General features: G+C 59.2%; 24 protein-coding genes. 9 read left to right on the forward strand and 15 right to left on the reverse strand.

Annotation, left to right across the window (positions count from 1 at the left end; all coding sequences use genetic code 11):
- Positions 1–131 precede the first annotated feature (131 nt).
- Entirely contained in the window at positions 132–956 is an 825-nt protein-coding gene (gene ttcA / locus KVG88_RS30650; RefSeq protein ID WP_217873618.1) for a tRNA 2-thiocytidine(32) synthetase TtcA, read from the reverse strand.
- 356 nt (positions 957–1,312) lie between these two features.
- On the opposite strand from ttcA, the gene KVG88_RS30655 reads away from it, so the two are divergent.
- Both KVG88_RS30655 and KVG88_RS30660 read left to right on the forward strand, forming a co-directional pair.
- A complete protein-coding gene (locus KVG88_RS30655) occupies positions 1,313–1,915 on the forward strand; it encodes a Yip1 family protein (protein ID WP_030131100.1) in 603 nt (200 codons plus the stop codon).
- A 158-nt stretch (positions 1,916–2,073) separates the two neighbouring features.
- Positions 2,074–2,568 (forward strand): SprT family zinc-dependent metalloprotease, encoded by a 495-nt coding sequence (locus KVG88_RS30660; protein ID WP_217873619.1) that lies wholly within the window; start codon positions 2,074–2,076, stop codon positions 2,566–2,568.
- 137 nt (positions 2,569–2,705) lie between these two features.
- Here KVG88_RS30660 and KVG88_RS30665 read toward each other — a convergent pair whose 3' ends face one another.
- The 3 genes from KVG88_RS30665 to KVG88_RS30675 form a co-directional block, all read right to left on the reverse strand.
- Positions 2,706–3,887 carry a CaiB/BaiF CoA transferase family protein gene (locus KVG88_RS30665; RefSeq protein ID WP_217873620.1) on the reverse strand — a complete coding sequence of 394 codons (1,182 nt, stop codon included), beginning with the start codon at positions 3,885–3,887 and terminating at the stop codon, positions 2,706–2,708.
- A 143-nt stretch (positions 3,888–4,030) separates the two neighbouring features.
- Entirely contained in the window at positions 4,031–5,365 is a 1,335-nt protein-coding gene (locus KVG88_RS30670) for a dicarboxylate/amino acid:cation symporter (protein WP_150704903.1), read from the reverse strand.
- An 11-nt stretch (positions 5,366–5,376) separates the two neighbouring features.
- On the reverse strand, positions 5,377–5,652 hold the full coding sequence (locus KVG88_RS30675; protein WP_217873621.1) for a hypothetical protein: 276 nt from the start codon (positions 5,650–5,652) through the stop codon (positions 5,377–5,379).
- Between the two features lie 51 nt (positions 5,653–5,703).
- Between KVG88_RS30675 and KVG88_RS30680 the strand changes: the two genes are divergently transcribed.
- On the forward strand, positions 5,704–6,702 hold the full coding sequence (locus KVG88_RS30680; protein ID WP_217873622.1) for an AraC family transcriptional regulator: 999 nt from the start codon (positions 5,704–5,706) through the stop codon (positions 6,700–6,702).
- Between the two features lie 141 nt (positions 6,703–6,843).
- On the opposite strand, the gene KVG88_RS30685 is transcribed toward KVG88_RS30680, so the two are convergent.
- The 3 genes from KVG88_RS30685 to KVG88_RS30695 are packed head-to-tail and all read right to left on the reverse strand — an operon-like array spanning position 6,844 to position 9,258.
- Positions 6,844–8,190, reverse strand: coding sequence for an ATP-binding protein (locus KVG88_RS30685; protein WP_217873623.1), 1,347 nt, complete (start codon positions 8,188–8,190; stop codon positions 6,844–6,846).
- Positions 8,187–8,864, reverse strand: a complete 678-nt coding sequence (locus tag KVG88_RS30690; RefSeq protein WP_217873624.1) for a response regulator — start codon at positions 8,862–8,864, stop codon at positions 8,187–8,189. Before KVG88_RS30690 ends, KVG88_RS30685 begins: the two co-directional genes overlap by 4 nt.
- Positions 8,865–8,919: 55 nt before the next feature.
- Entirely contained in the window at positions 8,920–9,258 is a 339-nt protein-coding gene (locus tag KVG88_RS30695) for a hypothetical protein (protein ID WP_150704899.1), read from the reverse strand.
- 143 nt (positions 9,259–9,401) lie between these two features.
- On the opposite strand from KVG88_RS30695, the gene KVG88_RS30700 reads away from it, so the two are divergent.
- Positions 9,402–10,193 (forward strand): dienelactone hydrolase family protein, encoded by a 792-nt coding sequence (locus KVG88_RS30700; protein WP_150704898.1) that lies wholly within the window; start codon positions 9,402–9,404, stop codon positions 10,191–10,193.
- A 151-nt stretch (positions 10,194–10,344) separates the two neighbouring features.
- Positions 10,345–11,070, forward strand: coding sequence for a 4'-phosphopantetheinyl transferase family protein (locus tag KVG88_RS30705; protein WP_217873625.1), 726 nt, complete (start codon positions 10,345–10,347; stop codon positions 11,068–11,070).
- A gap of 146 nt (positions 11,071–11,216) precedes the next feature.
- Here KVG88_RS30705 and KVG88_RS30710 read toward each other — a convergent pair whose 3' ends face one another.
- Both KVG88_RS30710 and KVG88_RS30715 read right to left on the reverse strand, forming a co-directional pair.
- Complete coding sequence (locus KVG88_RS30710; protein WP_150704896.1) at positions 11,217–12,827, reverse strand: ATP-binding protein; 1,611 nt, start codon at positions 12,825–12,827, stop codon at positions 11,217–11,219.
- Entirely contained in the window at positions 12,824–13,546 is a 723-nt protein-coding gene (locus KVG88_RS30715) for a winged helix-turn-helix domain-containing protein (RefSeq protein ID WP_150704895.1), read from the reverse strand. Before KVG88_RS30715 ends, KVG88_RS30710 begins: the two co-directional genes overlap by 4 nt.
- Positions 13,547–14,284: 738 nt before the next feature.
- Here KVG88_RS30715 and KVG88_RS30720 point away from each other — a divergent pair.
- Positions 14,285–17,179, forward strand: a complete 2,895-nt coding sequence (locus KVG88_RS30720) for a ribonucleoside-diphosphate reductase subunit alpha (protein WP_150704894.1) — start codon at positions 14,285–14,287, stop codon at positions 17,177–17,179.
- Between the two features lie 246 nt (positions 17,180–17,425).
- On the opposite strand, the gene flgE is transcribed toward KVG88_RS30720, so the two are convergent.
- The 6 genes from flgE to KVG88_RS30750 all read right to left on the reverse strand — a co-directional run bounded on the left by flgE (position 17,426) and on the right by KVG88_RS30750 (position 22,540).
- The gene (flgE, locus tag KVG88_RS30725) at positions 17,426–18,775 is read right to left on the reverse strand and encodes a flagellar hook protein FlgE (RefSeq protein ID WP_217873626.1); all 1,350 of its coding nucleotides are present in this window, start codon (positions 18,773–18,775) and stop codon (positions 17,426–17,428) included.
- Between the two features lie 31 nt (positions 18,776–18,806).
- Positions 18,807–19,529, reverse strand: a complete 723-nt coding sequence (gene flgD / locus KVG88_RS30730) for a flagellar hook assembly protein FlgD (protein WP_217873627.1) — start codon at positions 19,527–19,529, stop codon at positions 18,807–18,809.
- A 15-nt stretch (positions 19,530–19,544) separates the two neighbouring features.
- Complete coding sequence (flgC, locus tag KVG88_RS30735; RefSeq protein ID WP_007937507.1) at positions 19,545–19,988, reverse strand: flagellar basal body rod protein FlgC; 444 nt, start codon at positions 19,986–19,988, stop codon at positions 19,545–19,547.
- A gap of 3 nt (positions 19,989–19,991) precedes the next feature.
- A complete protein-coding gene (flgB, locus tag KVG88_RS30740) occupies positions 19,992–20,399 on the reverse strand; it encodes a flagellar basal body rod protein FlgB (protein WP_056853151.1) in 408 nt (135 codons plus the stop codon).
- Between the two features lie 334 nt (positions 20,400–20,733).
- Positions 20,734–21,561, reverse strand: coding sequence for a protein-glutamate O-methyltransferase CheR (gene cheR, locus KVG88_RS30745; protein WP_150704891.1), 828 nt, complete (start codon positions 21,559–21,561; stop codon positions 20,734–20,736).
- A 46-nt stretch (positions 21,562–21,607) separates the two neighbouring features.
- Positions 21,608–22,540, reverse strand: coding sequence for a chemotaxis protein CheV (locus KVG88_RS30750; protein ID WP_150704890.1), 933 nt, complete (start codon positions 22,538–22,540; stop codon positions 21,608–21,610).
- A gap of 83 nt (positions 22,541–22,623) precedes the next feature.
- Here KVG88_RS30750 and flgA point away from each other — a divergent pair, with 83 nt between their 5' ends.
- From flgA to KVG88_RS30765, 3 genes are all read left to right on the forward strand, one after another.
- Positions 22,624–23,385 carry a flagellar basal body P-ring formation chaperone FlgA gene (flgA, locus tag KVG88_RS30755; protein WP_217873628.1) on the forward strand — a complete coding sequence of 254 codons (762 nt, stop codon included), beginning with the start codon at positions 22,624–22,626 and terminating at the stop codon, positions 23,383–23,385.
- A 171-nt stretch (positions 23,386–23,556) separates the two neighbouring features.
- Positions 23,557–23,883, forward strand: coding sequence for a flagellar biosynthesis anti-sigma factor FlgM (gene flgM / locus KVG88_RS30760; protein ID WP_056853155.1), 327 nt, complete (start codon positions 23,557–23,559; stop codon positions 23,881–23,883).
- 48 nt (positions 23,884–23,931) lie between these two features.
- The gene (locus tag KVG88_RS30765; protein WP_217873629.1) at positions 23,932–24,399 is read left to right on the forward strand and encodes a flagella synthesis protein FlgN; all 468 of its coding nucleotides are present in this window, start codon (positions 23,932–23,934) and stop codon (positions 24,397–24,399) included.
- Positions 24,400–24,439: the final 40 nt, after the last annotated feature.

The raw sequence follows: 24,439 nt of genomic DNA on the forward strand, positions 1-24,439 counted from the left end.
TGAAAAATGAACTGCCAACTTGTGACAAAACCTGTGGGAGCCAGCCTGCTGGCGATGAAGGGGTGTCAGTCAACAATAATGTGCCTGACACATCGCCATCGCCAGCAGGCTGGCTCCTACAGTGATTACGGTTAGAGGTTGACCACGTTGACGAAACGCGAAGCCGCGGTCTCGTCGATCTTGAGGTTGGTGAAGTCGAACAGGTTGCGGTCGGCCAGTTGCGAAGGGATCACGTTCTGCAGGCTGCGGAAAATGCTCTCGGTGCGCCCCGGTGTCTTGCGGTCCCATTCCTGAAGCATGTCCTTGACCACCTGACGCTGCAGGTTTTCCTGGGAACCACAGAGGTTGCAAGGGATGATCGGGAATTGCTTGAGGTCCGAGTAGGCCTGGATGTCTTTCTCGTTGCAGTAGGCCAACGGGCGGATCACCACGTTGCGCCCGTCATCGGCGCGCAGTTTGGGCGGCATGGCCTTGAGCGAACCGTTGAAGAACATATTGAGGAAGAATGTTTCGACGATGTCGTCGCGGTGATGCCCCAAGGCCATTTTGGTCGCGCCGATCTCGTCAGCGAAGGTGTACAGCGTGCCGCGACGCAGCCGCGAGCACAGCGAGCACGTCGTCTTGCCTTCCGGGATCAGCTCCTTGACTACCGAGTAGGTGTCTTTTTCGACGATGTGATACTCGATGCCCAGTTCTTTGAGGTAGGCCGGCAACACGTGCTCGGGGAAACCTGGTTGTTTCTGGTCCATGTTCACGGCCACGATCTCGAACTTGATCGGCGCGACCTTCTGCAAGTGCATCAGCACATCGAGCATGGTGTAGCTGTCCTTGCCGCCAGACAGGCAGACCATGACCTTGTCGCCATCTTCAATCATGTTGAAATCGGCAACAGCCTCACCGGCCTGGCGGCGAAGGCGCTTTTGCAGTTTGTTCTGGTTGACCGTAAGAGTGCCCATGACGCGAAATCCGTGAGGTGTGACGAAAGGCGGGCATTTTACGCAAAAACCCTTCATGGGCGAAGCATCCTGACGGACCGCCTACCGTAGGAGCTGCCGCAGGCTGCGATCTTTTGCCTTTTAATCGCCACAGATCAACAGATCGCAGCGTTCGGAAGCGCCTACAGATGCAACTGCGATTAAGCGGCAGGTTTACAGCGCAATTTGCTCTAAGCCCCCTCTCCTTGTGCGGTTAACTCCTTCCTATACTGCGACATAAGGTCGCATTCGAATTCCAGACCTATTACTTACTCGGCCGCATTGGCCCGTAGGCGCTCCACTGGGGGGCGACGGTAAAAAAAAGAGGAGTGACTGGCATGATCCATCACGTAGTGGGGCTCTTCACCCACCCTGACCAAGAATGGAAAGAAATCCGTGGCGACCAGGAGGAAAGCATCAGCCACATGTACCTGACCCACACCCTGATTCTGGCGGCGATCCCTGCCGTGTCGGCCTTTATCGGCACCACGCAGGTCGGCTGGGTGATCGGTAATCGTGCGCCAGTGATGTTGACGATGGAAAGTGCGCTATGGATGACGATCATGTCGTACCTGGCGATGCTCGGCGGCGTGGCGGTTATGGGCGCGTTCATCCACTGGATGGCCCGCACCTATGACGCCAATCCCAGCCTGGCACGCTGCGTAGCATTTGCGACCTACACCGCGACACCGCTGTTTATTGGCGGCCTGGCGGCGCTGTATCCGCACATGTGGCTGGGGATGATCGTCGGTACTGCCGCGATCTGCTACACGGTCTACCTGTTGTATGTCGGGCTACCGACGTTCATGAACATTCCATCTGACGAGGGCTTTCTGTTTTCCAGTTCGGTACTTGCCGTTGGCCTGGTCGTGCTGGTGGCCATCATGGCGTTCACTGTAATTGTCTGGGGACTCGGCGTGGGGCCGGTCTATACGAATTAGCAACACATCATCCAATAACCAGATCTGCCGACACAGGCCGCCGCAAGGCGGCCTTTTGATGCTTCTGCCAGGAGAAACGCAACGACCATTCGGCGACTTGGCGATTCGCAAGGCCCGAGGGTTGCGGCATACTCGACGTCTCTGGAGATCCATCAAGCATGCCCGAGCAACTCAATACCCGCGTCGAAGACTGTTTCCAACAAGCTGAATCCTTTTTTAAACGACCTTTCAAGCGCCCCGTGGTGAGCCTCAAGCTGCGCGGGCAAAAAGCCGGTGTCGCGCATTTGCACGAGAACCTGCTGCGTTTCAACCCGCAGCTGTACCGGGAAAACACCGAAGACTTCCTCAAGCAGACCGTGGCCCACGAAGTCGCGCACTTGATCGCCCATCAACTGTTCGGCGACCGCATCCAGCCCCATGGCGAAGAGTGGCAACTGATCATGCGCGGCGTGTACGAACTGCCGCCCAATCGCTGCCACACCTACGACGTCAAACGCCGCAGCGTGACCCGCTACATCTATAAATGCCCGTGCCCCGACAGTGATTTTGCCTTTTCGTCACAGCGTCATGGCCTGGTGCGGCAGGGGCGGCGGTATTTGTGCCGGCGGTGTCGCAATACATTGGTGTTCAGTGGCGAGATGCGGGTCGAGTAGCTAGATTTTTTGGTGTGTGGGCGGGCCTCATCGCGGGCAAGCCCGCTCCCACAGTGGTCGAAGTCGTTCACAAAACCTGTGGTCAACATCAATACCTGTGGGAGCCGGGCTTGCCCGCGATGGGGCCGGCACAGTCGCTAAATAATCACTTTGGCACGCCGCAACTCGTCAATCCGCTCAGGACTAAACCCCAACTCCCCCAACACCTGATCCGTATGTTCCCCCAACGCCGCGCCAATGTGCCGAGGTTCCGGCAATCCCTCTGAAAACTTCAGCGGACACGCCATCTGCGCCTGATTCGACCCATCGCCACGCGGCACTTGGGTGACCAGCTCCCGCGCCTGCAACTGCGGATGCCGCAGCGCCTCGCCCACGCTCAATACCGGTTCAACACAAGCATCCAACTCGGCAAACAACGCGCAAAGTTCGGCAAAGTCATGCTTCTCGAACTCAACCTTCAGCGCATCCTTGAGCTTCTTCTGCTGCGCCGGTTGTGGCGACAGGCCCAGGCTCGCCAACTCCTCCAGCCCTAGCGCCACACACAGTTGCTTCATGAACGGCGGTTCCAGGCTGCCCACCGACAACCAGCGTCCATCCCGCGAGCGGTAATAGTCGTAGAAGCTGCCGCCATTGAGCATCTGGTCTTCGCGACCCGGCTCGACGCCGCAAGCCAAATACCCGGCACCGGCCATGGCGTTCAGGCTGAAGGCGCAGTCGGTCATGCTCACATCCAGGTGTTGCCCCTGCCCGGTTTGCTGCCGGGCAATCACCGCCGCGAGCAAGCCGATCACCCCGTGCAGCGAACCGCCGGCGACATCCGCCACTTGTGGCCCCAAGGGCAACGGCCCACTGTCGGCGCGGCCGGTGTAGCTCGCCAGCCCGGCCAGTGCCAGATAATTGATGTCATGGCCAGCGCGGTCCCTGTAAGGCCCCGTCTGGCCGTAACCGGTAATCGACACATAGATCAGCTTCGGGTTGATCGCCTTCAAGGCTTCATAACCCAGGCCCAGGCGGTCCATGACACCGGGGCGGAATTGTTCGAGCACGATGTCGTAGCCCAGCAGCAACTGCTTGATAACCTCCAGCGCCTCAGGTTGCTTGAGGTCCAGCGCCAGGCTGCGCTTGTTGCGATTGAGGTAGGCATGGCTGGCCGATACGCCGTGGTCGTGGGGCGGCAGCACGCGCAGCAGGTCCATGCGGGTGGGCGACTCGATGCGCAACACTTCGGCGCCCATGTCCGCCAGCAACAATGAGGCGAACGGCCCCGGCAGCAGCGTCGAGAAATCCAGAATCTTGAGTGATGCCAGTGGACCGAGCATGGAAGTTCTCCCTGAATGATGTTCCCAGACTAGGCAGCCGGGCGCTCAGGGGCAATAACCTTATGTGCCAGTGACGCTGACCGTTGCGCTCAGGTCGCAGGCAGAAAAAAACCCGCCGAAGCGGGTTTTTCATTGCAGCAGATTTACTTGGCGTTCACCGGGGCGGCCTCATCGGCGTGGCCCAGTACGTCGTCTTTAGGCTCGTCGGCAATGCCGCGACCGCCCGAAGCCAGCTCGGCTTGCAGCACGTCGGTGTCCAGTTCCTTGACCCACTTGGCCACGACGATGGTCGCTACAGCGTTACCGACCAGGTTGGTCAGGGCACGGGCCTCGGACATGAAGCGGTCGATACCGAGGATCAACGCCAGACCGGCTACCGGCAGGTGGCCCACGGCGGACAGGGTAGCGGCCAATACGATGAAGCCCGAACCGGTCACACCGGCAGCGCCTTTGGAGGACAGCAGCAACACCACCAGCAGGGTGATCTGGTGCGTGATGTCCATGTGGGTGTCAGTTGCCTGGGCAATGAACACGGCGGCCATGGTCAGGTAAATCGCAGTACCGTCGAGGTTGAACGAGTAGCCGGTCGGGATCACCAGACCCACGACGGATTTCTGCGCGCCCAGACGCTCCATCTTGATCAGCATGCGCGGCAGTACCGATTCCGAAGAAGACGTACCCAGCACGATCAGCAGTTCTTCACGGATGTAGCGGATCATTTTCAGGATGCTGAAGCCGTGAGCGCGTGCGATACCGCCCAGCACGATCAGGATGAACAGCAGGCAGGTGATGTAGAAGCAGATCATCAGTTGACCCAACTGCACCAGCGAGCCGACACCGTAGGCACCGATGGTGAAAGCCATGGCACCGAAGGCACCGATTGGCGCGAGCTTCATGATCATGTTGATGATGTTGAACATCACGTGGGCGAAGCGATCGATGAAGTCCAGCAACGGCTTGCCGTAGGCACCCAGGCGATGCAGGGCGAAACCGAAGATCACCGAGAACATCAGCACTTGCAGGATGTCGCCCGTGGCGAACGCGCCGACGATGGTGCTCGGGATCACGTTGAGCAGGAAGCCAACGACGCTTTGGTCAGCACCGGCCGACACATAGGCAGCAACTTTGGAGGCGTCCAGGGTGCTCACGTCGATGTGCATACCAGCGCCTGGTTGCACGATGTTGACCACGACCAGGCCAACCAGCAACGCGATGGTCGAAACGATTTCGAAGTAAAGGAGTGCGTAACCACCGGTCTTGCCGACCGACTTCATGTCCTGCATGCCGGCGATACCGCTGACAACCGTACAGAAGATGATCGGGGCGATGATCATTTTGATCAGTTTGATGAACCCGTCACCCAGTGGCTTAACGGCCACACCGAGCTGTGGATAGTAGTGGCCGAGCAAAATACCGATGACAATTGCAACGATCACCTGGAAATACAGGGATTTGTACAGTGGCTGACGAGTCGTCATTGCAAAGTTCCTCAAGAGTGCGCGCTGCAACGTCCATCTGTTGCCCGGGACACCTGAATTGCGAACCCTCCTGCACTGGAGGGATTTGTTTTTTCGAGCCGCGCGACGGCAGGCATCTGCCAGTTGTATCGCAAAGCCCGTGCCACCTGCGCTGAAACACCCGCAAGCCTTTTGATATCAGGGGTTGCAGGTCGCTCCTGGTCGTTGCCCGGGTGAAGCCCAATGGCGGATTTCCGCCCTTCAAGCAAATCGCGTCCTGCAATTTGGCGGATATCCGCCTTGTTCATCGATTGAAACCGCCGCTACCATCCGTCGCTCAATGGACGGATTTGCCTGCTATGCGCGAACGCACCATCGCCAGTCACTTCGCCCGCGCCGTCCTCGGTGGCGCGCAACGCCGTGGCCTGGACTATTCGAGCCTGCTTCAACAATTGGGGATCAGTCCCGAATTGCTCGAAGAGCCGCGGGCGCGCATTGCACCGGAGCAGTTCACCCGACTGATTCAGCAACTGTGGCTGGCACTGGACGACGAATACCTGGGGTTCGGGCACGGCCCCAGCAAACCAGGCAGCTTCGCGATGATGTGCCACGCGGTGATCCACTGCCGTAATCTGGATAAGGCGCTGAACCGCGGCTTATTATTTTATAGCCTATTCCCCGACGCCCCGCGCCTGACCCTGACGCGCGAAGACGACATGATCCGCCTGAGCCTCGACGATTCGCAGCTTTGGGACCCGGACCATTTTCTCAGCGAGAGCCTGCTGGTGATCTGGCATCGCTTCGGCAGTTGGCTGATCGGCCAGCGCATTCGCCTGGAGCAGGCCACTTTCAGCTACCCGCGACCGGAACACGGCGCCGAGTACGATCTGCTGTTCTCCTGCCCGTTAACCTTTTCCACGGCCCAGAGCAGCCTGCTGTTTCACAGCCGCTACCTGAACATGCCGCTGTTGCAGGACGAACGCACCCTCAAGCATTTCCTCGAACACTCGCCGGCCGATTTGCTGTCTCGTCCAGACGACGGCAACAGCCTGAGCAGCCAATTGCGACGCTTGCTCAGCCGCGACAGTTCACGCTGGCCGGACCTCGACGCCGTCGCCGCCCACCTGCATATCAGCCCGCAGACGCTGCGCCGGCATCTGCGGGAGGAAGGCAGCAGTTTTCAGGAATTGAAAGATCAGTTGCGTCGCGATATCGCGATTTATCACCTGGGCCGCGCCGACTTGTCATTGCAACAGATTGCCGAGCAACTGGGGTTTTCCGAGCCTTCGGCGTTTCATCGGGCGTTCAAGAAATGGACGGGGCTGACACCGGGGGCGTATCGCGCGCAAGAAAATTGAGCTTCAGACTCGACTTTTTCGGTGCTCAAACCACCCTCATCGCGGGCAAGCCCGCTCCCACAGTGATCTGTGGCGTTCACAAAACCTGTGGGAGCGGGCTTGCCCGCGATGGAGCCAGCAAGTGCAGTAACGATCTGCCGATCAAACCACCGGAAAATGAATCCGGAACGCCGCCCCACCCATCGGCGAATCCCCCAGGGTCAGCTTGGCGCTGTAGCTCTCAATAATGTCTTTGACCACCGCCAGGCCAATGCCCTGCCCCGGATGCTGACGGTCCAGCCGCTCACCGCGCTCGAGAATCCGCGCGCGCTGATCCATTGGCACACCAGGGCCGTCGTCCTCGACGCACAACTCGATGCCGCTAAGGGTTTCGCGCACGCTGATGCGCACTTCGCCGAGGCACAGGCGATAGGCGTTCTCCAGCAGATTGCCGAGCATTTCCAGCAAGGCCCCTTGCTCGATCGGCACAAAACACTCTTCCGGCAGATCGAAAGCGACCCGCACGCGCTTGTCGCGGTAGACCTTGTCCAGCGTGTCGCACAGGCTTTTCAGCACCGGCCGCAGGCGTACCTGATGCCGCACCAGCCCGCTTTTGCGCAGGCTGGCGCGCTGCAATTGATAGCTGATCTGTTGGCTCATGCGCTCGATCTGGCTTTGCAGCACCCACGCCTGATCACGATCTTCGGGGCGTTGCGCCATGTCTTCGCTGACGCCTTGCAACACCGCCAGCGGCGTTTTCAGGCTGTGCGCCAGATCATCCAGGGAGTCACGATAACGGCTGCGCTGTTCGCGTTCGCTGTGCAGCAAGCGGTTAAGCGAGCCGGTCAGGCGCAGCAGTTCCCGAGGATGTTCCTCGCTGAGACTTTCGCGGGTGCCGCCTTCGATCTGGTCCAGCTCCTGACTCAATCGGCGCAAGGCCTTCAACCCCCAGGTCAAGCCAAACCAGAGTAACGCCAGCAACACCAGCAACGCCGCGCCGAAGCCCAGATAGAGGTTTTCCCGCAGGCCTTCGAGGGTGACTTCGTATTCGCGAACCGGTTGCAGGGCCACGATGCTGAACGCGGCACTCTTGCCGCCCAGCAATTTGACCTCGACGTCATAGACGAAAAACTCCTCGCCGTTGGCCTCGCTGATTCGCGCAAATTCGTTGCCGCGCCCGTCGTAGCGCGGCTTGTAGTTGATGTGTTCTTCCTGCGTAGCCTTCGAGCGCCAGACCAGACGGCCTTCACGGTCATAGATGTAGCCGAGCAAACGGCTGTCGGTGAGGTTGAAACGCTCGTCGGGCAATTGCGCCGGCATCTGCAAGCGGTTGTTTTCCACCCGGGCGGCGGAGATCAGCGTCGTCACGTCGGACGCCAGGCGCTGCTCAATGGAGTCCTGCAAGGCAAGGCTGAACGCGCCTTGCATCGCCGGCAGCAACGCCAGCATGAACAACACCGCCAGGATCGTGGCGGCGAGCATCAAGCGAACGCGAAGAGAACGAATCAAGTGCAGCGCTCATTGAACAGGTAGCCGAGGCCACGCACAGTGTCGATCGGCTTGAACCCGGCCGGCCCTTCGAGCTTGCGGCGCAGCCGGCCGACCAGCACTTCGATCACATTCGGATCACGCTCGTCGTCGTCCGGGTATAGCTGCTCCATCAAGCGGTCCTTGGCCACCACTTGCTGATGATGACGCATCAGGTATTCAAGGATACGGTATTCGTACGCGGTCAGCGCCAGCGGTTGCTCGTCGAGGGAGGCCTGCTTGCGATTGAGATCAAGCAGCAATGGCCCGGCGACGATGGTCGACTGGGTAAACCCGCTGGAACGGCGCAACAAGGCATTGAGCCGTGCGTCGAGCTCTTCGAACTGGAACGGCTTGACCACATAATCGTCGGCCCCGGCGGCCAGGCCTTCGACCTTGTCCTGCCAGTTACCACGGGCGGTGAGAATCAGGATCGGGAACGTCTTGGCGCCCGAGCGCAACTGGCGAATCAGATCAAGCCCGCCCATGCCCGGCAGACCGAGGTCGATGACCGCCAGATCAAAATTGAACTGCCCGGTTTGATACAAGGCTTCCTCGGCATTGGCCACGGACTCGACCACGTGGCCGCTCTCCGTCAGGCGGGTTTGCAGGTGATGGCGCAACAGCGCCTCATCTTCGACAACCAGCAGTTTCATAACGCTCTCCCGGGTAAATCAACATCTCCAGAGATACAAACTTGCACCTCGATGGCTAACATGACAATGGCTTGCTGATACCCACTGGATAAGACAAATCGTAGCGGCCCATGAGATCCTCATGGCGAAGTTTAATGCCGTTGTGCGACACCGACACATTTGCGTACGTGGCGGAATAGCCGGAGTGGACGTTTTGCTGGCCCAGACTCGCACCCCAGGCACTGCTGCCATCCGGCACAACATTAACGCTTGAACGGCTCAGCACACGGGACTTTTTGACTTTGCCGCTGGTCTCTCCAAAGGTGAGGCTGCCGAAGTTATCGTCTCCCGCATGGGCGGCGGCACTGGCGCCCAGAACAGTGAACGCCAGAAGTAGATTTTTAAAGCCAGTCATAGGGAGTTTCCTCATGCGCTGTTCGCTTTTTGGGTACGTGCAAGATTACCCGGCGTGCCCTGAACTCCCCCTGAACGCTCTCTGAACCTGAGCTGAACCAACGCGACCCGACTGTTTCACACGCTTCAACAGGAGATTCGACCATGCGCATGCTTCTCGCTGTTCTGTTGCTGGCCTTGAGCGGCCTCAGCCAAGCCGCCATCAAGACCCAGGAAATTCCCTACCAGAGTGCCGACGGCACGAAACTGATCGGTTACTACGCCTACGACGATGCAATCAAAGGCCCGCGCCCGGGCGTGGTGGTGGTGCATGAATGGTGGGGGCTGAACGAGTACACCAAGCGCCGCGCCCGCGATCTCGCGGGGTTGGGTTATAGCGCCTTGGCCATCGACATGTATGGCGACGGCAAGAACACCGAGCATCCCAAGGACGCCATGGCGTTCATGCAAGCGGCGTTGAAAGACAGCGCTGCGTCCAGCGCGCGGTTCCAGGCTGGGCTCGATTTGCTGAAGAAACAGGCGCAAACCGATCCGCAAAAAATCGCCGCCATCGGTTACTGCTTCGGCGGCGCAGTGGTGCTCAACGCGGCACGCCAAGGCGTACCGCTGGCCGGCGTGGTGAGTTTCCATGGCGCGCTGGCGACCAATACCCCCGCCACACCGGGCAGCGTGAAAGCCAAAGTGCTGGTCGAACACGGCGCACTGGACAGCATGATCACCCCGGATAACGTCACAGCTTTCAAAGCCGAAATGGACAAGGCCGGCGCCGATTACACGTTCGTCAGCCTCGATGGCGCCAAGCATGGCTTCAGCAACCCGGATGCCGATCGCTTGAGCCATGGCGATCACGGCGGGCCGGACATCGGCTACAACAAAGCGGCGGATGAAAAGTCCTGGGCGGACATGCAGGCGTTTTTCAAAAAGATCTTTAGCTGATCAGGAGGACCGAGGTGTTGCCATCGCGAGCAAGCTCGCTCCCACATTGAAATGCATTCCCCTGTGGGAGCTAGCCTGCTAGCGATAGCTGCGCCGCCGATCTCAACCTTTGCACTACCCAGCCGCAACCCAACCCGGCAAAATGTCTGCCATGAACTCCGTCCCCGCCCTGCCCGTCTGTTGCACGCCCCTCGATGCCCATTGGCCGCTGCCGGTTGTGCTGCCCGATACGGTGCTGCTGAGTACCCACTTCGATCCCACGCAACTGCTCGGCGATGACTTCCAGCGCAGCGCCATTGACGCGCCCGCGAGCATTCAGCGCTCCGTCGCCAAACGTCAGGCCGAATTTCTCGCCGGGCGAATCTGCGCTCGCGCCGCCCTGCAACAACTCGAAGGCTTGAGCGTCAGCCCGGCCATCGGCGAAGACCGGGCGCCTGTCTGGCCGGCGCACATCTGCGGTTCGATCACCCACAGCACCGGCCGGGCGGCGGCCATCGTGGCGAAGAAAAGCCATTGGCGCGGTTTGGGCATGGACCTGGAAAACCTGCTCAACGTCGAACGCGCTGAACGCCTGGCTGGGGAAATCCTCACCGCACCAGAGCTAAAGCGCATGACCGCAGGTGGCCGCGAGCAATTGGCGCTGCTGGTGACGCTGACCTTTTCGGTGAAAGAAAGCCTGTTCAAGGCGCTCTACCCGATCGTCCAGCAGCGCTTTTATTTTGAACACGCTGAAGTGCTGGAGTGGACCGAGGCCGGTGAAGTGCGGTTGCGGTTACTGACGGATTTGTCGACCGAATGGCGCAACGGCACCGAGCTGAATGCGCAGTTTGGGGTTCAGGATGGGCAGCTGTTGAGCCTGGTCAGCATTAAAGCCTGAACTCTGTAGCAGCTGCCGAAGGCTGCGTTCGGCGGCGCAGCCGTCGTGAAATCAAACACCGCGGTGCATCGGAAAAATCGTGAGTGCAGGATTGACGACGGCTGCGCCGCAGAACGCAAGCTGCGCCAGCTGCTACAGGTCCTGCGTTACCGCTTTTCCTGATTCCTCGGCCAACTCAAACTGAAACACGCCCCACCCAGGCTTTTGCTCTTGCCGATCAACGCTCGCCCTTCATGCCAATGAATAATCCGCCGCACGATCGACAAGCCCAGACCATGTCCGCCCGATGCCCGGGTGCGGCTGTCGTCAAGGCGCAGGAACGGGGTGAAAATCTTCTCCCAGGCGATTTCCGGCACGCCCGGCCCGTCATCCTCGACATCCACCCGACAGCGCTGCTGCCCCACCTGATAGCTGATGGTCACCCGGGATTGCGCGTGGCGCATGGCGTTGCTCACCAGGTTCTGGATCGCGCGATGCAGGTAACGCGGCTCGGCTTCGACCCAGGCGTCGTCGTTATCGGCCGCCGACAGGCACAACCCACGCTGCACCGTGACATCGGCGCGCAACGGCGCCAGTTCCTCGATCACCTGATTGACCAGCGCATCCAGATCGATGCGTTGAAAATTCAGCGCTGGCGAACCTTGCTCCAGCCGCGCATAAGTCAGCATTTCATCCACCAGACGGTCGAGGTCCTCGATGTCGTGGTCCATGCCTTCGCAGTATTTTTCCAGGGCTTGCGGGGTGGTGGCCGAGCCGATCATCTCCAGGCCAAACCGCAGGCGCGCCACCGGCGTGCGCAGTTCATGGGACACCGCGCGCACCAGCTCACGCTGAATCGCCAACAATTGCTGCAAGTGCTCGGCCATGCCGTTGAACGCTGATGCCAGCCGCCCCACCGAGTCCGCGCCGCGTGCCGGTACGCGGGTTTCCAGGCTGCCCTTGGCGATGCGTGTGGCCGCCGCTTCCAGACCGCGCAAACGCCGCTCAAGTTGGCGCACCAACAGGTAAACGATCAATCCGATCAGGCTCAGCCCCAATGCCGCGATCAGCACCAGCCATTCCGGCGGATAAGGATTCATCTGGTACAACGGGCCGATCTCAAGCACCCACGGCGTGCCGACCATGCCGGCAAACACCCGGATCGAATCGCCACCCTTGCCCAGCGCCATCACCGTGTCACCTTCGGACACGCGACGGCTCTGGTCTTCGTCCATGTCTGCTTCATCGACCGTCACCAGCCGCAAGTCAAAACCGAAACCCTTGTCCTTTGCCAGCTTCGCCAGGCGCACCGGTTGCTCGCCCACCGGGTAGCGCACCAGTTCGTCGACCAACAGGTAAATGGTTGCCCGGGCCAATTGTTCACTGATCTGCTGCACTTCCCCGGTGAGGACCAGTTGTTCCTTGTCGCTGACCAGACGATAAACCTTCGCCGCGTGCGGCCCGGTCTGTTCCACCAGCGCCTCGCCGCGCAGCACTCGTGTGCGTTGACGCAGGTCGAGATCGGTCTCGTTGAAGGTTTTCAGCGCCAGCGGAATGCCCAGCAACCGCTCCCACACCAGCAATGCCCGGTGGCGCTCGGTCTGGTTCATCGGTTGCAGGTTGTCGGCCATCAGCGAAAAAGTGCCGTGGGCCAGACGCTCGCGGTACTGCTCACTGCGCACCTGGTTGAGCATGTGCAACGCCAGCACGCCGAGCACCGCCACCAGAATCAGCGCGGCGCACATGCCGCCATAAATACGCAGGAAGATCGAATTCACAGGCTTTGATCTACGCAGGCCTCGGGAACGAACAGGTAGCCTTTGCTGCGCACGGTCTTGATCAGCCGTGGATGATCCGGGTCGTCGCCGATTTTCGGGCGAATGCGCGAAATGCGCACGTCGATGGAACGGTCCTGACCGTCATAGCCGATACCGCGTAGCGCAGTGAAGATTTCTTCCCGCGACAGAATGCGCCCGGCGTTGGCCACCAGCAGCCAGAGCAAGTCGAACTCGGCACTGGTCAGTTCGATACCGTTGTCGTTCAGCCAAGCCTCGCGCAAGGCGTTGTCCACCACCAGCGGGCCGAATTGCAGGCGTCGCTGTTTTTCCGGCACCGGTTCGGGGGTTTCACTGCGTCGCAGCAACGCCTGGATGCGCGCCAGCAGCAAGCGCGGACGCACCGGTTTGCACACGTAGTCGTCGGCCCCCAGATCGAGGCCGAGAATCTGGTCGGTGTCGTCGCTGCGCGCGGTGAGCATCAGGATCGGGCCGTCGAAGCGGTCGCGGACCTTGCGGCAAATGCTCAGGCCGTCTTCACCGGGGAGCATCAGGTCGAGGATCACCAGGTCCGGTTGCTCCTTGATGATGCGCGCCGCCGCCAGGGCGCCGTTGCCCTCGATCGACACACGCAGGCCGTTGGCTTCAAGGTAATCGCGGGTCAGTTCGGCCAGACGCTGGTCGTCCTCCACAATCAATACCTGCCAGGCTTCTTGCTCCACGGGTGACCTCTGCTTGCCAATGACTCTTATAAGGAAGGATCCACCCGTCTTTTTGTAATGATTCGGGGGATAAAATTGCATACACGCTGGCCGATTGTATAAACGTCGCCCGCGCAGAACACAAGCCGGTAAATGCGTTCGGACATGTCGGTTTTTTGTGATAGGGTTCGCGCCCTTAAAAATCCGCCCGGCCGTTTTTGATCGTTGAAAAATGCTGAAAAAAGGTCCGGTCCAGCAGCATCGCGGCCTACACGCCGATTGGACCTTTCACACACAATTTACGCACAGGTTTATCCACAGGTAGTACGTTGCAATCGCCCCCCAAAACGCATTATCTTGTACCCCGGCGCCAAAAAAACCCTAGATGTAGGGTTTAGCGCAAAAAACCAAACACAAACCGGACACCAATTTCAAGCGCTTTTCTTGCCTCTGTCCGGTTGATTCAAACGTATTTTCAAAAGTCCAAACCGCGCGTGCGGATGGCTACTGTATTTCGGCCCGATGTGGTGAAAACGGTACGGGTGTTGCAGTCCTGAACTGTCACCTCAAAGGACCCGGTCTTGCGCCCAAGGCGCAAGACCAAAGACTTCGGCATGGAAGCGGCGCCCTATAGCCCCCTTCCTGATCTGTCCCGAAGTTGGTATGCCCGGCCCCTCGCCGGTTGTAGTGCTTCAGGACGGAACGGTGGGCACTGTGATGGTGCCCAAACAAACATAGAGAATGTGGAGACAACCCCCCATGCAAACCGACACAACTCGCGAGAACCCGCAGGGCACCTTGCCGCAGGCTACCGATTCGAATTCGGATCTGTCCGCCACCGCGCCTGGCCAACTGCGCGTGATCAAGCGTAACGGCACTGTCGTTCCTTACACCGATGACAAGATCACCGTCGCCATCACCAAAGCGTTTCTCGCAGTTGAAGGCGGCACCGCTGCCGCTTCGTCGCGAATCCACGACACCGTGGCCCGTCTGACTGAACAAGTCACCGCCACGTTCAAGCGTCGCATGCCATCGGGCGGCACCATCCACATCGAAGAAATCCAGGACCAGGTCGAACTGGCCCTGATGCGTGCCGGCGAGCAAAAAGTCGCTCGCGACTACGTGATCTACCGTGACGGTCGTTCGAAAGAACGCGCTGCCCACGCACCGGCCGAAGAAGCGGTCAACGCTCACCCGTCGATCCGCATCACCCGCGCCGATGGCAGCTTTGCACCTCTGGACATGGGCCGCCTGAACACCATCGTCACCGAAGCGTGCGAAGGCCTGGAAGAAGTCGACGGCGACCTGATCCAGCGTGAAACCCTGAAGAACCTGTACGACGGCGTGGCCCTGACCGACGTCAACACCGCGCTGGTGATGACTGCCCGTACCCTGGTTGAGCGCGAGCCGAACTACTCGTTCGTCACCGCCCGCCTGCTGATGGACACCCTGCGTGCCGAAGGCCTGGGCTTCCTCGGTGTGGCCGAAAGCGCTACCCACCACGAAATGGTCGACCTGTACGCCAAGGCCCTGCCGGCCTACATCGCCAAAGGTATCGAGTTCGAACTGCTGAACCCTGTGCTGGCCTCCTTCGACCTGGAAAAACTGGGCAAGGCGATCAACCACGAGCGTGACCAGCAGTTCACTTACCTGGGCCTGCAAACCCTGTACGACCGTTACTTCATCCACAAGGATGGCGTGCGTTTCGAACTGCCGCAGATCTTCTTCATGCGCGTGGCCATGGGCCTGGCGATCGAAGAGAAGCACAAAGAAGACCGTGCGATCGAGTTCTACAACCTGTTGTCGTCCTTCGACTACATGTCGTCGACCCCGACCCTGTTCAACGCCGGTACCCTGCGTCCACAGCTGTCGAGCTGCTACCTGACCACCGTGCCGGATGACCTGTCGGGCATCTACCACGCGATCCACGACAACGCCATGCTGTCCAAATTTGCTGGCGGCCTGGGCAACGACTGGACACCGGTTCGTGCGCTGGGTTCGTACATCAAGGGCACCAACGGCAAATCCCAGGGCGTTGTTCCGTTCCTGAAAGTCGTGAACGACACCGCCGTTGCCGTTAACCAGGGTGGCAAGCGCAAAGGCGCTGTCTGTGCCTACCTGGAAACCTGGCACATGGACATCGAAGAGTTCATCGAACTGCGCAAGAACACCGGTGATGACCGTCGTCGTACCCACGACATGAACACCGCCAACTGGATCCCTGACCTGTTCATGAAGCGCGTCTTCGATGACGGCAAGTGGACCCTGTTCTCGCCGTCCGAAGTACCGGACCTGCACGACCTGACCGGCAAGGCCTTCGAAGAGCGTTACGAGTACTACGAAGCCCTGACCGAGTACCCGGGCAAGGTCAAGCTGTTCAAGACCATCCAGGCCAAAGACCTGTGGCGCAAAATGCTGTCCATGCTGTTTGAAACCGGCCACCCATGGCTGACCTTCAAAGACCCGTGCAACCTGCGCAGCCCGCAGCAGCACGTGGGCGTGGTCCACAGCTCGAACCTGTGCACCGAGATCACCTTGAACACCAACAAGGACGAGATCGCCGTTTGCAACCTGGGCTCGATCAACCTGCCGAACCACATCGTCAACGGCAAGCTGGACACCGCCAAGCTGGAACGCACCGTGAACACCGCCGTTCGCATGCTCGATAACGTGATCGACATCAACTACTACTCGGTGCCGCAAGCGAAGAACTCCAACTTCAAGCACCGTCCGGTCGGCCTGGGCATCATGGGCTTCCAGGATGCGCTGTACCTGCAGCACATTCCTTACGGTTCCGATGCCGCCGTGCAGTTCGCCGACACTTCCATGGAAGCGGTCAGCTACTTCGCGATCCAGGCGTCCTGCGACCTGGCCGATGAGCGTGGTGCCTACGAGACGTTCCAGGGTTCGCTGTGGTCCAAAGGCATCCTGCCGCTGGATTCGCAACAGATCCTGATCGAGGCCCGTGGCCAGAAGTACATCGACGTTGACCTGAAGGAAACCCTGGACTGGGCGCCGGTTCGCGCCCGTGTGCAGAAAGGTATCCGTAACTCCAACATCATGGCCATCGCACCGACCGCGACCATCGCCAACATCACTGGCGTATCGCAGTCGATCGAACCGACCTACCAGAACCTCTATGTGAAATCGAACCTGTCGGGCGAATTCACCGTGATCAACCCGTACCTGGTTCGCGACCTGAAGGCTCGCGGTCTGTGGGACTCGGTCATGATCAACGACCTGAAGTACTACGACGGTTCGGTGCAGCAGATCGAGCGCATCCCGCAAGAACTCAAAGAGCTCTACGCGACCGCCTTCGAAGTGGATACCAAGTGGATCGTTGACGCGGCCAGCCGTCGTCAGAAGTGGATCGACCAGGCTCAATCGCTGAACCTGTACATCGCTGGCGCTTCGGGCAAGAAGCTGGACGTGACCTACCGCATGGCCTGGTACCGTGGTCTGAAAACCACTTACTACCTCCGTGCCCTGGCCGCGACCAGCACCGAGAAGTCGACCATCAACACCGGTAAGCTGAACGCTGTTTCCAGCGGCGGCAACCACGGTGACGACTCGGTCCTGGCAGCGCCTGCCGGTCCAGCTCCAGTGCCGAAGGCTTGCGCCATCGACGAGCCGGATTGCGAAGCTTGCCAATAAGCTGAGCCAGTAGGCGCCGCAAGGCGCTTATCTGAAACCCCCGATCAGTCCTCTGGATTGTCGGGGGTTTTCTTTTGACCTTTAAAAGATCGCAGCCTCGTTTCACTCGACAGCTCCTACATTGAAATGCGATCCCTTGTAGGAGCTGTCGAGTGAAACGAGGCTGCGATCTTTCGATCTTTTGCCGGCAACAAAAAAGCCCCTCTTCCGAGGGGCTCCTTGTAAAGCGGTGTCAGCCAACCAACATCAAGTCATCTGAATGATGGTCTGCATGATAGTGCTCTGGGTGGAGATGGTCTTGGCGTTCGCCTGGTAGTTACTCTGCGCCTTGATCAGGTCAACCAGTTCGTTGGTGACGTTGACGTTGGACTCTTCCAGGGAGTTGGAAGCGATCGAACCCAGCGTGCCGGTTTCCGGCGCATCGTAGCCCGGGATACCCGAGGCGTAGGTTTCTTTCCAGCTGGTGCCGCCTACAGGCTGCAGACCTTGCTCGTTGGTGAAACTGGCCAGGGCCAGTTGGCCGATCGGCTTGGTCTGGTAGTTGCTGAAGTTGGCCAGCAGTACACCGCTACCGTCGATGGTCAGGTTGGTGATCTGGCCAGTGGCGTAGCCGTTCTGCGCAGGAATCGAACGCGCGGAGTCGGCATTGAACTGGGTAGTGTTGCTCATGGAGATGGTCACACCGGTCGGATCGGCTGCGGCACCGTTGGGGGCCCAATTACCGTTGGTGACCTTACCTGGAACCCAGTTGGTGATTTTCAGATCACTGCTGATGATCGGAGCAGGGGTCGGAACAGTTGGCGGCACAGTCGGCGGCACCGGGGTGCTGACCGATACCAGCTTGCCGCTGGTATCGAACGTCATGGTCGAAGGAATCGGAGGCGTTGCAGCCGCCTTCGGATCGCTGCCATCAGGGTTGCGACCATCGATCAGGGTGTAGGTGTCCCAGGTGTTTGGCCCGGTCTTCACCATGTATTGATCCATGTTGTGCTGGTTACCCTGAGTGTCGAAAATCGGGGTAGTGAACTGCTTGGTGAAGGTTTCAGGCTTGGACGGATCGAACTTGTTAGCGGCGACTGCCTGGTCGATGACGTCGGCGGTGGATTTCAGGTTGATCGTCGACGAAACTGTCGTAGTGGATTTCGGCGCGAGGTTCGACGTATCGATACGCAGGTCGGTCAACACGCCATTGACGATCTTGCCATTGGCGTCCACGCCATAACCTTGCAGACGCGCGGTGCCGTCGGTGTTGGTGACGTAACCTTCCTTGTCGACCTTGAACGTACCGGCACGGGTGTAGGACAGCGAGCCGTTGTTGTTCAGCACGAAGAACCCGGAGCCGTTGATGCCCATGTCGAGCACGTTGCCGGTGTTGCTGATGTCGCCCTGGGTGAACTGCTGGGAAACGTTAGCCAGACGCACACCGCTACCGGTGGTCTTGCTGCCGGTACCCAGTTTGGTCGCCGAGTACACATCTTCGAATTCTGCACGGGACGACTTGAAGCCGACGGTCGCGACGTTGGCGATGTTGTTGCCGGTCACGTCCAGTTGTTTGTTGGCGGCATAGAGACCGCTAAGGCCGATGTTAAAAGACATGTTCCACTCCTTTGTGCCGGGTTAGTCGGCTCTATATACCAATGGTTTGCACTTTGGACAGGGCAACGCTGCCCAGCCCGGCCAGATTGAGCATCAACTCACCGCCGGTCTGGCTGATGGTCACGCTGTTGACGGTTGCCGGCAGGTTGGTGATCAGCGCAACGCTCTGATCATCGATGGTGGTAGCCGCCGCGAAGGTGTAAGTACCGCTCGGCGCCACGTTGCCGGCATCGTCCTTGCCATCCCAGGTGAAGCTGGCATTGCCGGCTTTCTGGTCGGTCAACTCGATGGTGCGAACGACCTTGCCGTCCTTGTCAGTGATTTTTACCGTGGTCGAGGCGACCGATTGCGGCAGCACGACCGACCCGGTCATGCCTTTGGTGGTGTCGACCACAGATTTGTCGCCCGGCGCGATAACCGAACGGCCCACCAGCGACGAAGCCTGCAATGCCTGGGAAGAACCAAAGGTGCCGGCAATCCCGCTAACAGTATCGTTCAGCGTGGTGATGCCTTCGAGGCTGCTGAACTGCGCCAGCTGCGCCACGAACTCGCCGTTGCCCTGCGGCTCCAGCGGGTTCTGGTTTTTCAACTGGGTGACCAGCAACTGCAGGAACGCATCTTTGCCCAGCGCCTTTTTACCGGTGGCACTGCCGGCCGCCGACGCCAGGGCATCATTGTCCTTGTTGGTCTTGATCGACGAATTGGCCAGGATGTCGTTGAGGGACAAACCGCTGGTGGTATCGCTAACACTCATCTGAGTCGCCCCTTATCACTGACCGAGGGTCAGGACCTTCTGCATCATGGTTTTGGCGGTGTTCATCATTTCGGCGTTGGTCTGGAATGAACGGCTCGCGGAAATCATGTCGGCCATTTCTTCCACCACGTTGACGTTCGGGTAGTAGACGTAACCCTTGGCATCGGCGGCCGGATGGTTCGGCTCGTAGCGCGCTTCGAGGTTGCTCTGGTCTTCGACCACGCCCAGGACCTGCACGCCTTGGCCGGCAGCATCCTGGTTCTGGAACAGCGAATCGCTGCCGCCGCTCTGGCCGCCCTGGAACATGGTGGCGAATACCGGGTGACGCGCACGGTAGGTCTGGTCGATGCTCGACGAGACGGTCTCGGCGTTGGCGATGTTCGAAGCGACGGTGTTCAAGCGAGTGGTCTGTGCACTCATGCCGCTACCGGCAATGTTGAAAACACTGGATAGAGACATGACTTACTCTCCGCGCAGGGCTGACACCAGCCCTTTGAATTTGCTGTTGAGCAGGGTGAAGCTGGCCTGGAAGTTGACGGAGTTTTCCGCGTAGTTCGACTGTTCCAGTTGGGCGTCCACGGTGTTCTGGTCAATCGAAGGTTGCATCGGCGTGCGGTACATCAGCGACTCGTCGCCATTGCCCAGGCCTTCGGCTTCGATGTGACGGCTGTTGGTCATGTTCAAGGCGAACGTGCCGTTCTTGGCTTTGTCGTTCTGCGCCTCGAGCACTTTCGAGAACTCCAGATCCCGCGCCTTGTAGTTCGGGGTGTCGGCGTTGGCGATGTTGTTGGCCAATACCTCGGCACGCTGGGCGCGGAAGCCCAGAGCTTTTTCGTGAATGCCGAGCGCTTTATCGAAGCTGATGCTCATGTCGGGAAACCTTCGGGTGACCTGATTTTTCGTACGATGAACATAGCAAGCGTCATGCCAATTCAAAAAAGCCCGTAAACCGGGGCTTTGCGGGCAGTGGCAACGCGGCAATGCCAGAAAAGCGGCAACCGGTTTCCGCTGGATGCCGCTTTTCTGCCGCTTATACAACACCACCCGCCCGTTGTAGGAGCTGCCGAAGGCTGCGATCTTTTGATCTGAATTGAAAAACAAGATCAAAAGATCGCAGCCTGCGGCAGCTCCTACGTGATGTAAAAGTGGCAGGCATAAAAAAGGAGTCCCTGAGGACTCCTGGTTTATGCCTGCCGCTTTTGCATCACTTCGCCTGGTAAATGATCCCCGGGCTGCACTGGACCATTTGGTAATGATCCGGCAATCCGTTCAGCGCTTCGGACGCACCAAGGAACAGGTAACCGCCCGGCTTCAATGTGCTGTGGATGCGCAACAGGATGTCCTTCTTCACTTCAGCAGAGAAGTAGATCAACACGTTGCGGCAGAACACGATGTCGAACTTGCCGAGGGCCGCGTAACTGTCCAGCAGGTTGAACGAGCGGAACTCCACCCGGCTCTTGATCGGCGCCTTGATTGCCCAGCGTCCCGGCCCCTTCGGGTCGAAATAACGCTGCAGCCGTTCCGGTGACAGACCACGGCCGATGGCCAGGCTGTCGTACTCGCCAGTCTTGCAGTTGGTCAGCATGGTGCCGGACAGGTCGGTGGCAACAATCTGCACACCCATCCTCAACTGCCCGGCATTGACCCGCTCGAACTCGTCGATGGACATCGACAGCGAGTACGGTTCCTGCCCCGACGAACACGCCGCCGACCAGATCCGCAGACGCTGGCCGGGACTGGCCTTGATCGCCTCGGGCAACACCTTGTTCTTCAAGACTTCAAACGGATAGGTGTCACGAAACCACAGGGTTTCGTTGGTCGTCATCGCGTCCACCACCATCTCGCGCAAACCGCTGCGCGGCTGGGTCTGGATGCGCTGCACCAGCTCACCCAGGGACTTGATGCCTTGCTGCTCCATCAGTTTGTTGAGACGGCTCGAGACCAGGTACTGCTTGTTTTCACCCAGCAAAATGCCACAGGCTTTTTCCAGGAACACCCGGAACTGTTCGAAATCCAAATTACCCGTAGACAATGCTGCCGCCTCTTAAATCGTGTTAACTGCCAGGGGCCGAACGCCCCTAGCTGATGTCTGCTGCTTTGATCCGGTCAACTACCCGGGATGCCAGGTCATCAGGACGGAACTTGGCCAGAAAGTCATCGGCACCGACTTTCTTGACCATCGCCTGATTGAACACACCCGACAACGAAGTATGCAGGATGATATGAAGCTTTTGCATGCGAGGGTCGTTGCGGATCTCGGCCGTCAGCGTGTACCCGTCCATCTCCGGCATCTCGATGTCGGAGATCATCATCAGGAACTCTTCTTCCGGCTTCTTGCCCTCGTCGACCAGTTTGCGCAGGTAATCCAGCGCTTGCCGGCCGTCGTTCAACGCCACCACTTCAACACCCACCGTCTGCAGGCAACGCGTGACCTGCTTGCGCGCCACCGACGAATCGTCGACCGTCAGCACGCGCAATGAAAGCGCCTTGTGCTGGGTTTCGACATCCACCACGCCGGCCGAAATCGCTTCCGGAGTCGGTGCCACTTCCGCCAGCACCTTTTCGACGTCGATGATTTCCACCAACTGATTGTCGACCCGCGTCACCGCCGTCAGGTAGTGATCGCGACCGGTGCCCTTGGGTGGCGGATGGATCTCCTCCCAGTTCATGTTGACGATGCGTTCTACCGAGCGCACCAGGAACCCTTGGGTCTTGGTGTTGTACTCCGTGATGATCACGAAGGGATTTTTTTTATCCTTCAAGGCACCGGAGCCGGTTGCCATTGCCAGATCCAGGATCGGAATGGTTGCCCCCCGGATATTTGCCACGCCGCACACGACAGGACTGGACTTGGGCATCAGCGTCAGTTGGGGGCATTGCAGCACCTCCCGAACCTTGAACACGTTGATCCCATACAGCTGCTGGCCGTCGAGACGGAACAACAACAGCTCAAGGCGATTCTGCCCCACCAGTTGCGTGCGCTGGTTTACCGAATCCATTACACCAGCCATGCCCAGACTCCTACACCAACGCTAAGTGTTGTTGCGACGCACATTCATCTCTAAACGGCACGGCGCTTGCTTTTTATCTTTCTATGAACACAGAACCGACATTTTTCCGCCGCCTGATCCCCCCCTGCCGCCAATGGCTGGGCGCGCTGGCCGCTGCTTGCCTGTTCAACGCTGGCAGCCCTGCCCTTGCTGACTCCGTTACCTTGCCTGACATGCTTATCGGCGTCACTCAGGGCTTTCTTGAGTTCACCGTAGAAGACTATCTGGCTACCAGTCAAACGGAAGGTCGCTACGAGATCCAGGTCAACCAGCTCGATCCACGCCTGCGCATGCCGATGTGCGACAAGGAATTGACAGCCACACTGGAGAGTCCCGCCAAGCCTTTGGGCCGGGTAACGGTCAAGGTTCGCTGCGAGGGAACATCCCCGTGGACCGTCTTCGTACCCGCTCAAGTGCGCCTGTTTCGCGACGTTGTGACCACCACCCGGCCCTTGCGCCGCGCCGGTATCGTCGACTCTGCGGACGTCACTTTGCGTGAACGCGATGTCAGCCTGCTGACCCAGGGTTATTTGACCTCCGTGGATCAAGCGATCGGGCAACGATTGACCCGACCAATGGTCAACGACCAGGTCATCAGCCTGGTGCACATTGAACAGGCGGAAGTCATCCGCAAAGGCGATCAGGTGGTGATTACCGCCCGCAGTGGTACGCTCAGCGTGCGAATGCCCGGCGAAGCACTGGCCAACGGTGGCCTGAGCGAGCAAATCCGGGTGAAGAACCTCAATTCCAATCGAGTGATCAAGGCGCAAGTCACCGCGCCGGGACAGGTCGAGGTGTCCATGTAGGGCTCTGCGATTGTGGAGTGGAGATGTGGCGCTAACCGAGGCTGTTCCCTAAACTGTGCCCTAAGCAGGGCAAGCGCTGACGCGCGCAAGCTCATTGATAAATGAGCCTAAAGTTTTTCCGGGTATGGCCGAAAACATGGCAAGCGTCCAAATTCCCAGAGGTTTTTTATCATGGTCATCGATTTCAGCCGTTTAAACAGCTCCTCGTCACTTACGGGCAGTACACGTACCAGCGTTGCCAAGGAAACCGCCGATGCCGGCAAATCCGCGCCGCTGAATACCCCGGCCGAACAGGCCAGCACCGTGACCAGCGGGGAATCGGTACATCTCAGCAATGAGGCTCAGCAGTTGCAAAAGGTCACTGATACGCTGCGCGATCAGCCAGCTGTCGACAAAGCCCGAGTGGCCGAGTTGAAAGCCGCGATTGCCGATGGCAGCTACAAAGTCGACAGCAACCGCGTCGCCAGCAAACTGCTCAACTTCGAAGCCCAGCGCTAGGCCATGGCCGGCGCGAGGCTTTTGGACGCTTAAAACCCAAGGCCAGCCATGCACGACACTAATTTACTGCAACTGATCACCGACGACTTTGCTCCAGCGCAACAACTGCTGGAATTACTGCGCACCGAATCCATCGCCTTGCATGGTCGCGACATGGGCCTGCTCGAAGACATTCTGGCGCAGAAGCAGGCATTGATCATTTTGCTCGAACAGCATGGCCGCAAGCGCAGTGAAATTCTCGCCAGCCTCAATTTGCCCCCCAACCGCAGCGGTCTGGAGCAACTGGCCAGCCAGTCCAGCGTTGGCGAAGCGTTGCTCGCGCAAAGTGATGTCCTCACCGACCTTCTGTCCCAGTGCCAGGCCGCCAATGCCAACAACGGACAGTCGATCGTGGTCCAGCAAGTTGCCACGGCCACCCAATTGAAAATCCTTACCGGCGGCGAACCTCCAGCGCTCTACGATGCCAGCGGAACATTTTCCAAGCTTGTGAAACCGCGCCCGCTCAGTCAGGCTTGAGCCTGTCGATGAGCAAGCCCTATCAAGACGCGAAACATGC

Source organism: Pseudomonas azerbaijanoccidentalis, from assembly GCF_019145495.1.
Taxonomy (GTDB): Bacteria; Pseudomonadota; Gammaproteobacteria; order Pseudomonadales; family Pseudomonadaceae; genus Aquipseudomonas; species Aquipseudomonas azerbaijanoccidentalis.

Coding starts and splice junctions, on each gene's coding strand:
- ttcA (WP_217873618.1), bottom strand. CDS start 956: ATGGGCACTCTTACGGTCAACCAGAACAAACTGCAAAAGCGCCTTCGC.
- KVG88_RS30655 (WP_030131100.1), top strand. CDS start 1,313: ATGATCCATCACGTAGTGGGGCTCTTCACCCACCCTGACCAAGAATGG.
- KVG88_RS30660 (WP_217873619.1), top strand. CDS start 2,074: ATGCCCGAGCAACTCAATACCCGCGTCGAAGACTGTTTCCAACAAGCT.
- KVG88_RS30665 (WP_217873620.1), bottom strand. CDS start 3,887: ATGCTCGGTCCACTGGCATCACTCAAGATTCTGGATTTCTCGACGCTG.
- KVG88_RS30670 (WP_150704903.1), bottom strand. CDS start 5,365: ATGACGACTCGTCAGCCACTGTACAAATCCCTGTATTTCCAGGTGATC.
- KVG88_RS30675 (WP_217873621.1), bottom strand. CDS start 5,652: ATGAACAAGGCGGATATCCGCCAAATTGCAGGACGCGATTTGCTTGAA.
- KVG88_RS30680 (WP_217873622.1), top strand. CDS start 5,704: ATGCGCGAACGCACCATCGCCAGTCACTTCGCCCGCGCCGTCCTCGGT.
- KVG88_RS30690 (WP_217873624.1), bottom strand. CDS start 8,864: ATGAAACTGCTGGTTGTCGAAGATGAGGCGCTGTTGCGCCATCACCTG.
- KVG88_RS30695 (WP_150704899.1), bottom strand. CDS start 9,258: ATGACTGGCTTTAAAAATCTACTTCTGGCGTTCACTGTTCTGGGCGCC.
- KVG88_RS30700 (WP_150704898.1), top strand. CDS start 9,402: ATGCGCATGCTTCTCGCTGTTCTGTTGCTGGCCTTGAGCGGCCTCAGC.
- KVG88_RS30705 (WP_217873625.1), top strand. CDS start 10,345: ATGAACTCCGTCCCCGCCCTGCCCGTCTGTTGCACGCCCCTCGATGCC.
- KVG88_RS30720 (WP_150704894.1), top strand. CDS start 14,285: ATGCAAACCGACACAACTCGCGAGAACCCGCAGGGCACCTTGCCGCAG.
- flgE (WP_217873626.1), bottom strand. CDS start 18,775: ATGTCTTTTAACATCGGCCTTAGCGGTCTCTATGCCGCCAACAAACAA.
- flgD (WP_217873627.1), bottom strand. CDS start 19,529: ATGAGTGTTAGCGATACCACCAGCGGTTTGTCCCTCAACGACATCCTG.
- flgC (WP_007937507.1), bottom strand. CDS start 19,988: ATGTCTCTATCCAGTGTTTTCAACATTGCCGGTAGCGGCATGAGTGCA.
- flgB (WP_056853151.1), bottom strand. CDS start 20,399: ATGAGCATCAGCTTCGATAAAGCGCTCGGCATTCACGAAAAAGCTCTG.
- KVG88_RS30750 (WP_150704890.1), bottom strand. CDS start 22,540: ATGGCTGGTGTAATGGATTCGGTAAACCAGCGCACGCAACTGGTGGGG.
- flgA (WP_217873628.1), top strand. CDS start 22,624: ATGAACACAGAACCGACATTTTTCCGCCGCCTGATCCCCCCCTGCCGC.
- flgM (WP_056853155.1), top strand. CDS start 23,557: ATGGTCATCGATTTCAGCCGTTTAAACAGCTCCTCGTCACTTACGGGC.
- KVG88_RS30765 (WP_217873629.1), top strand. CDS start 23,932: ATGCACGACACTAATTTACTGCAACTGATCACCGACGACTTTGCTCCA.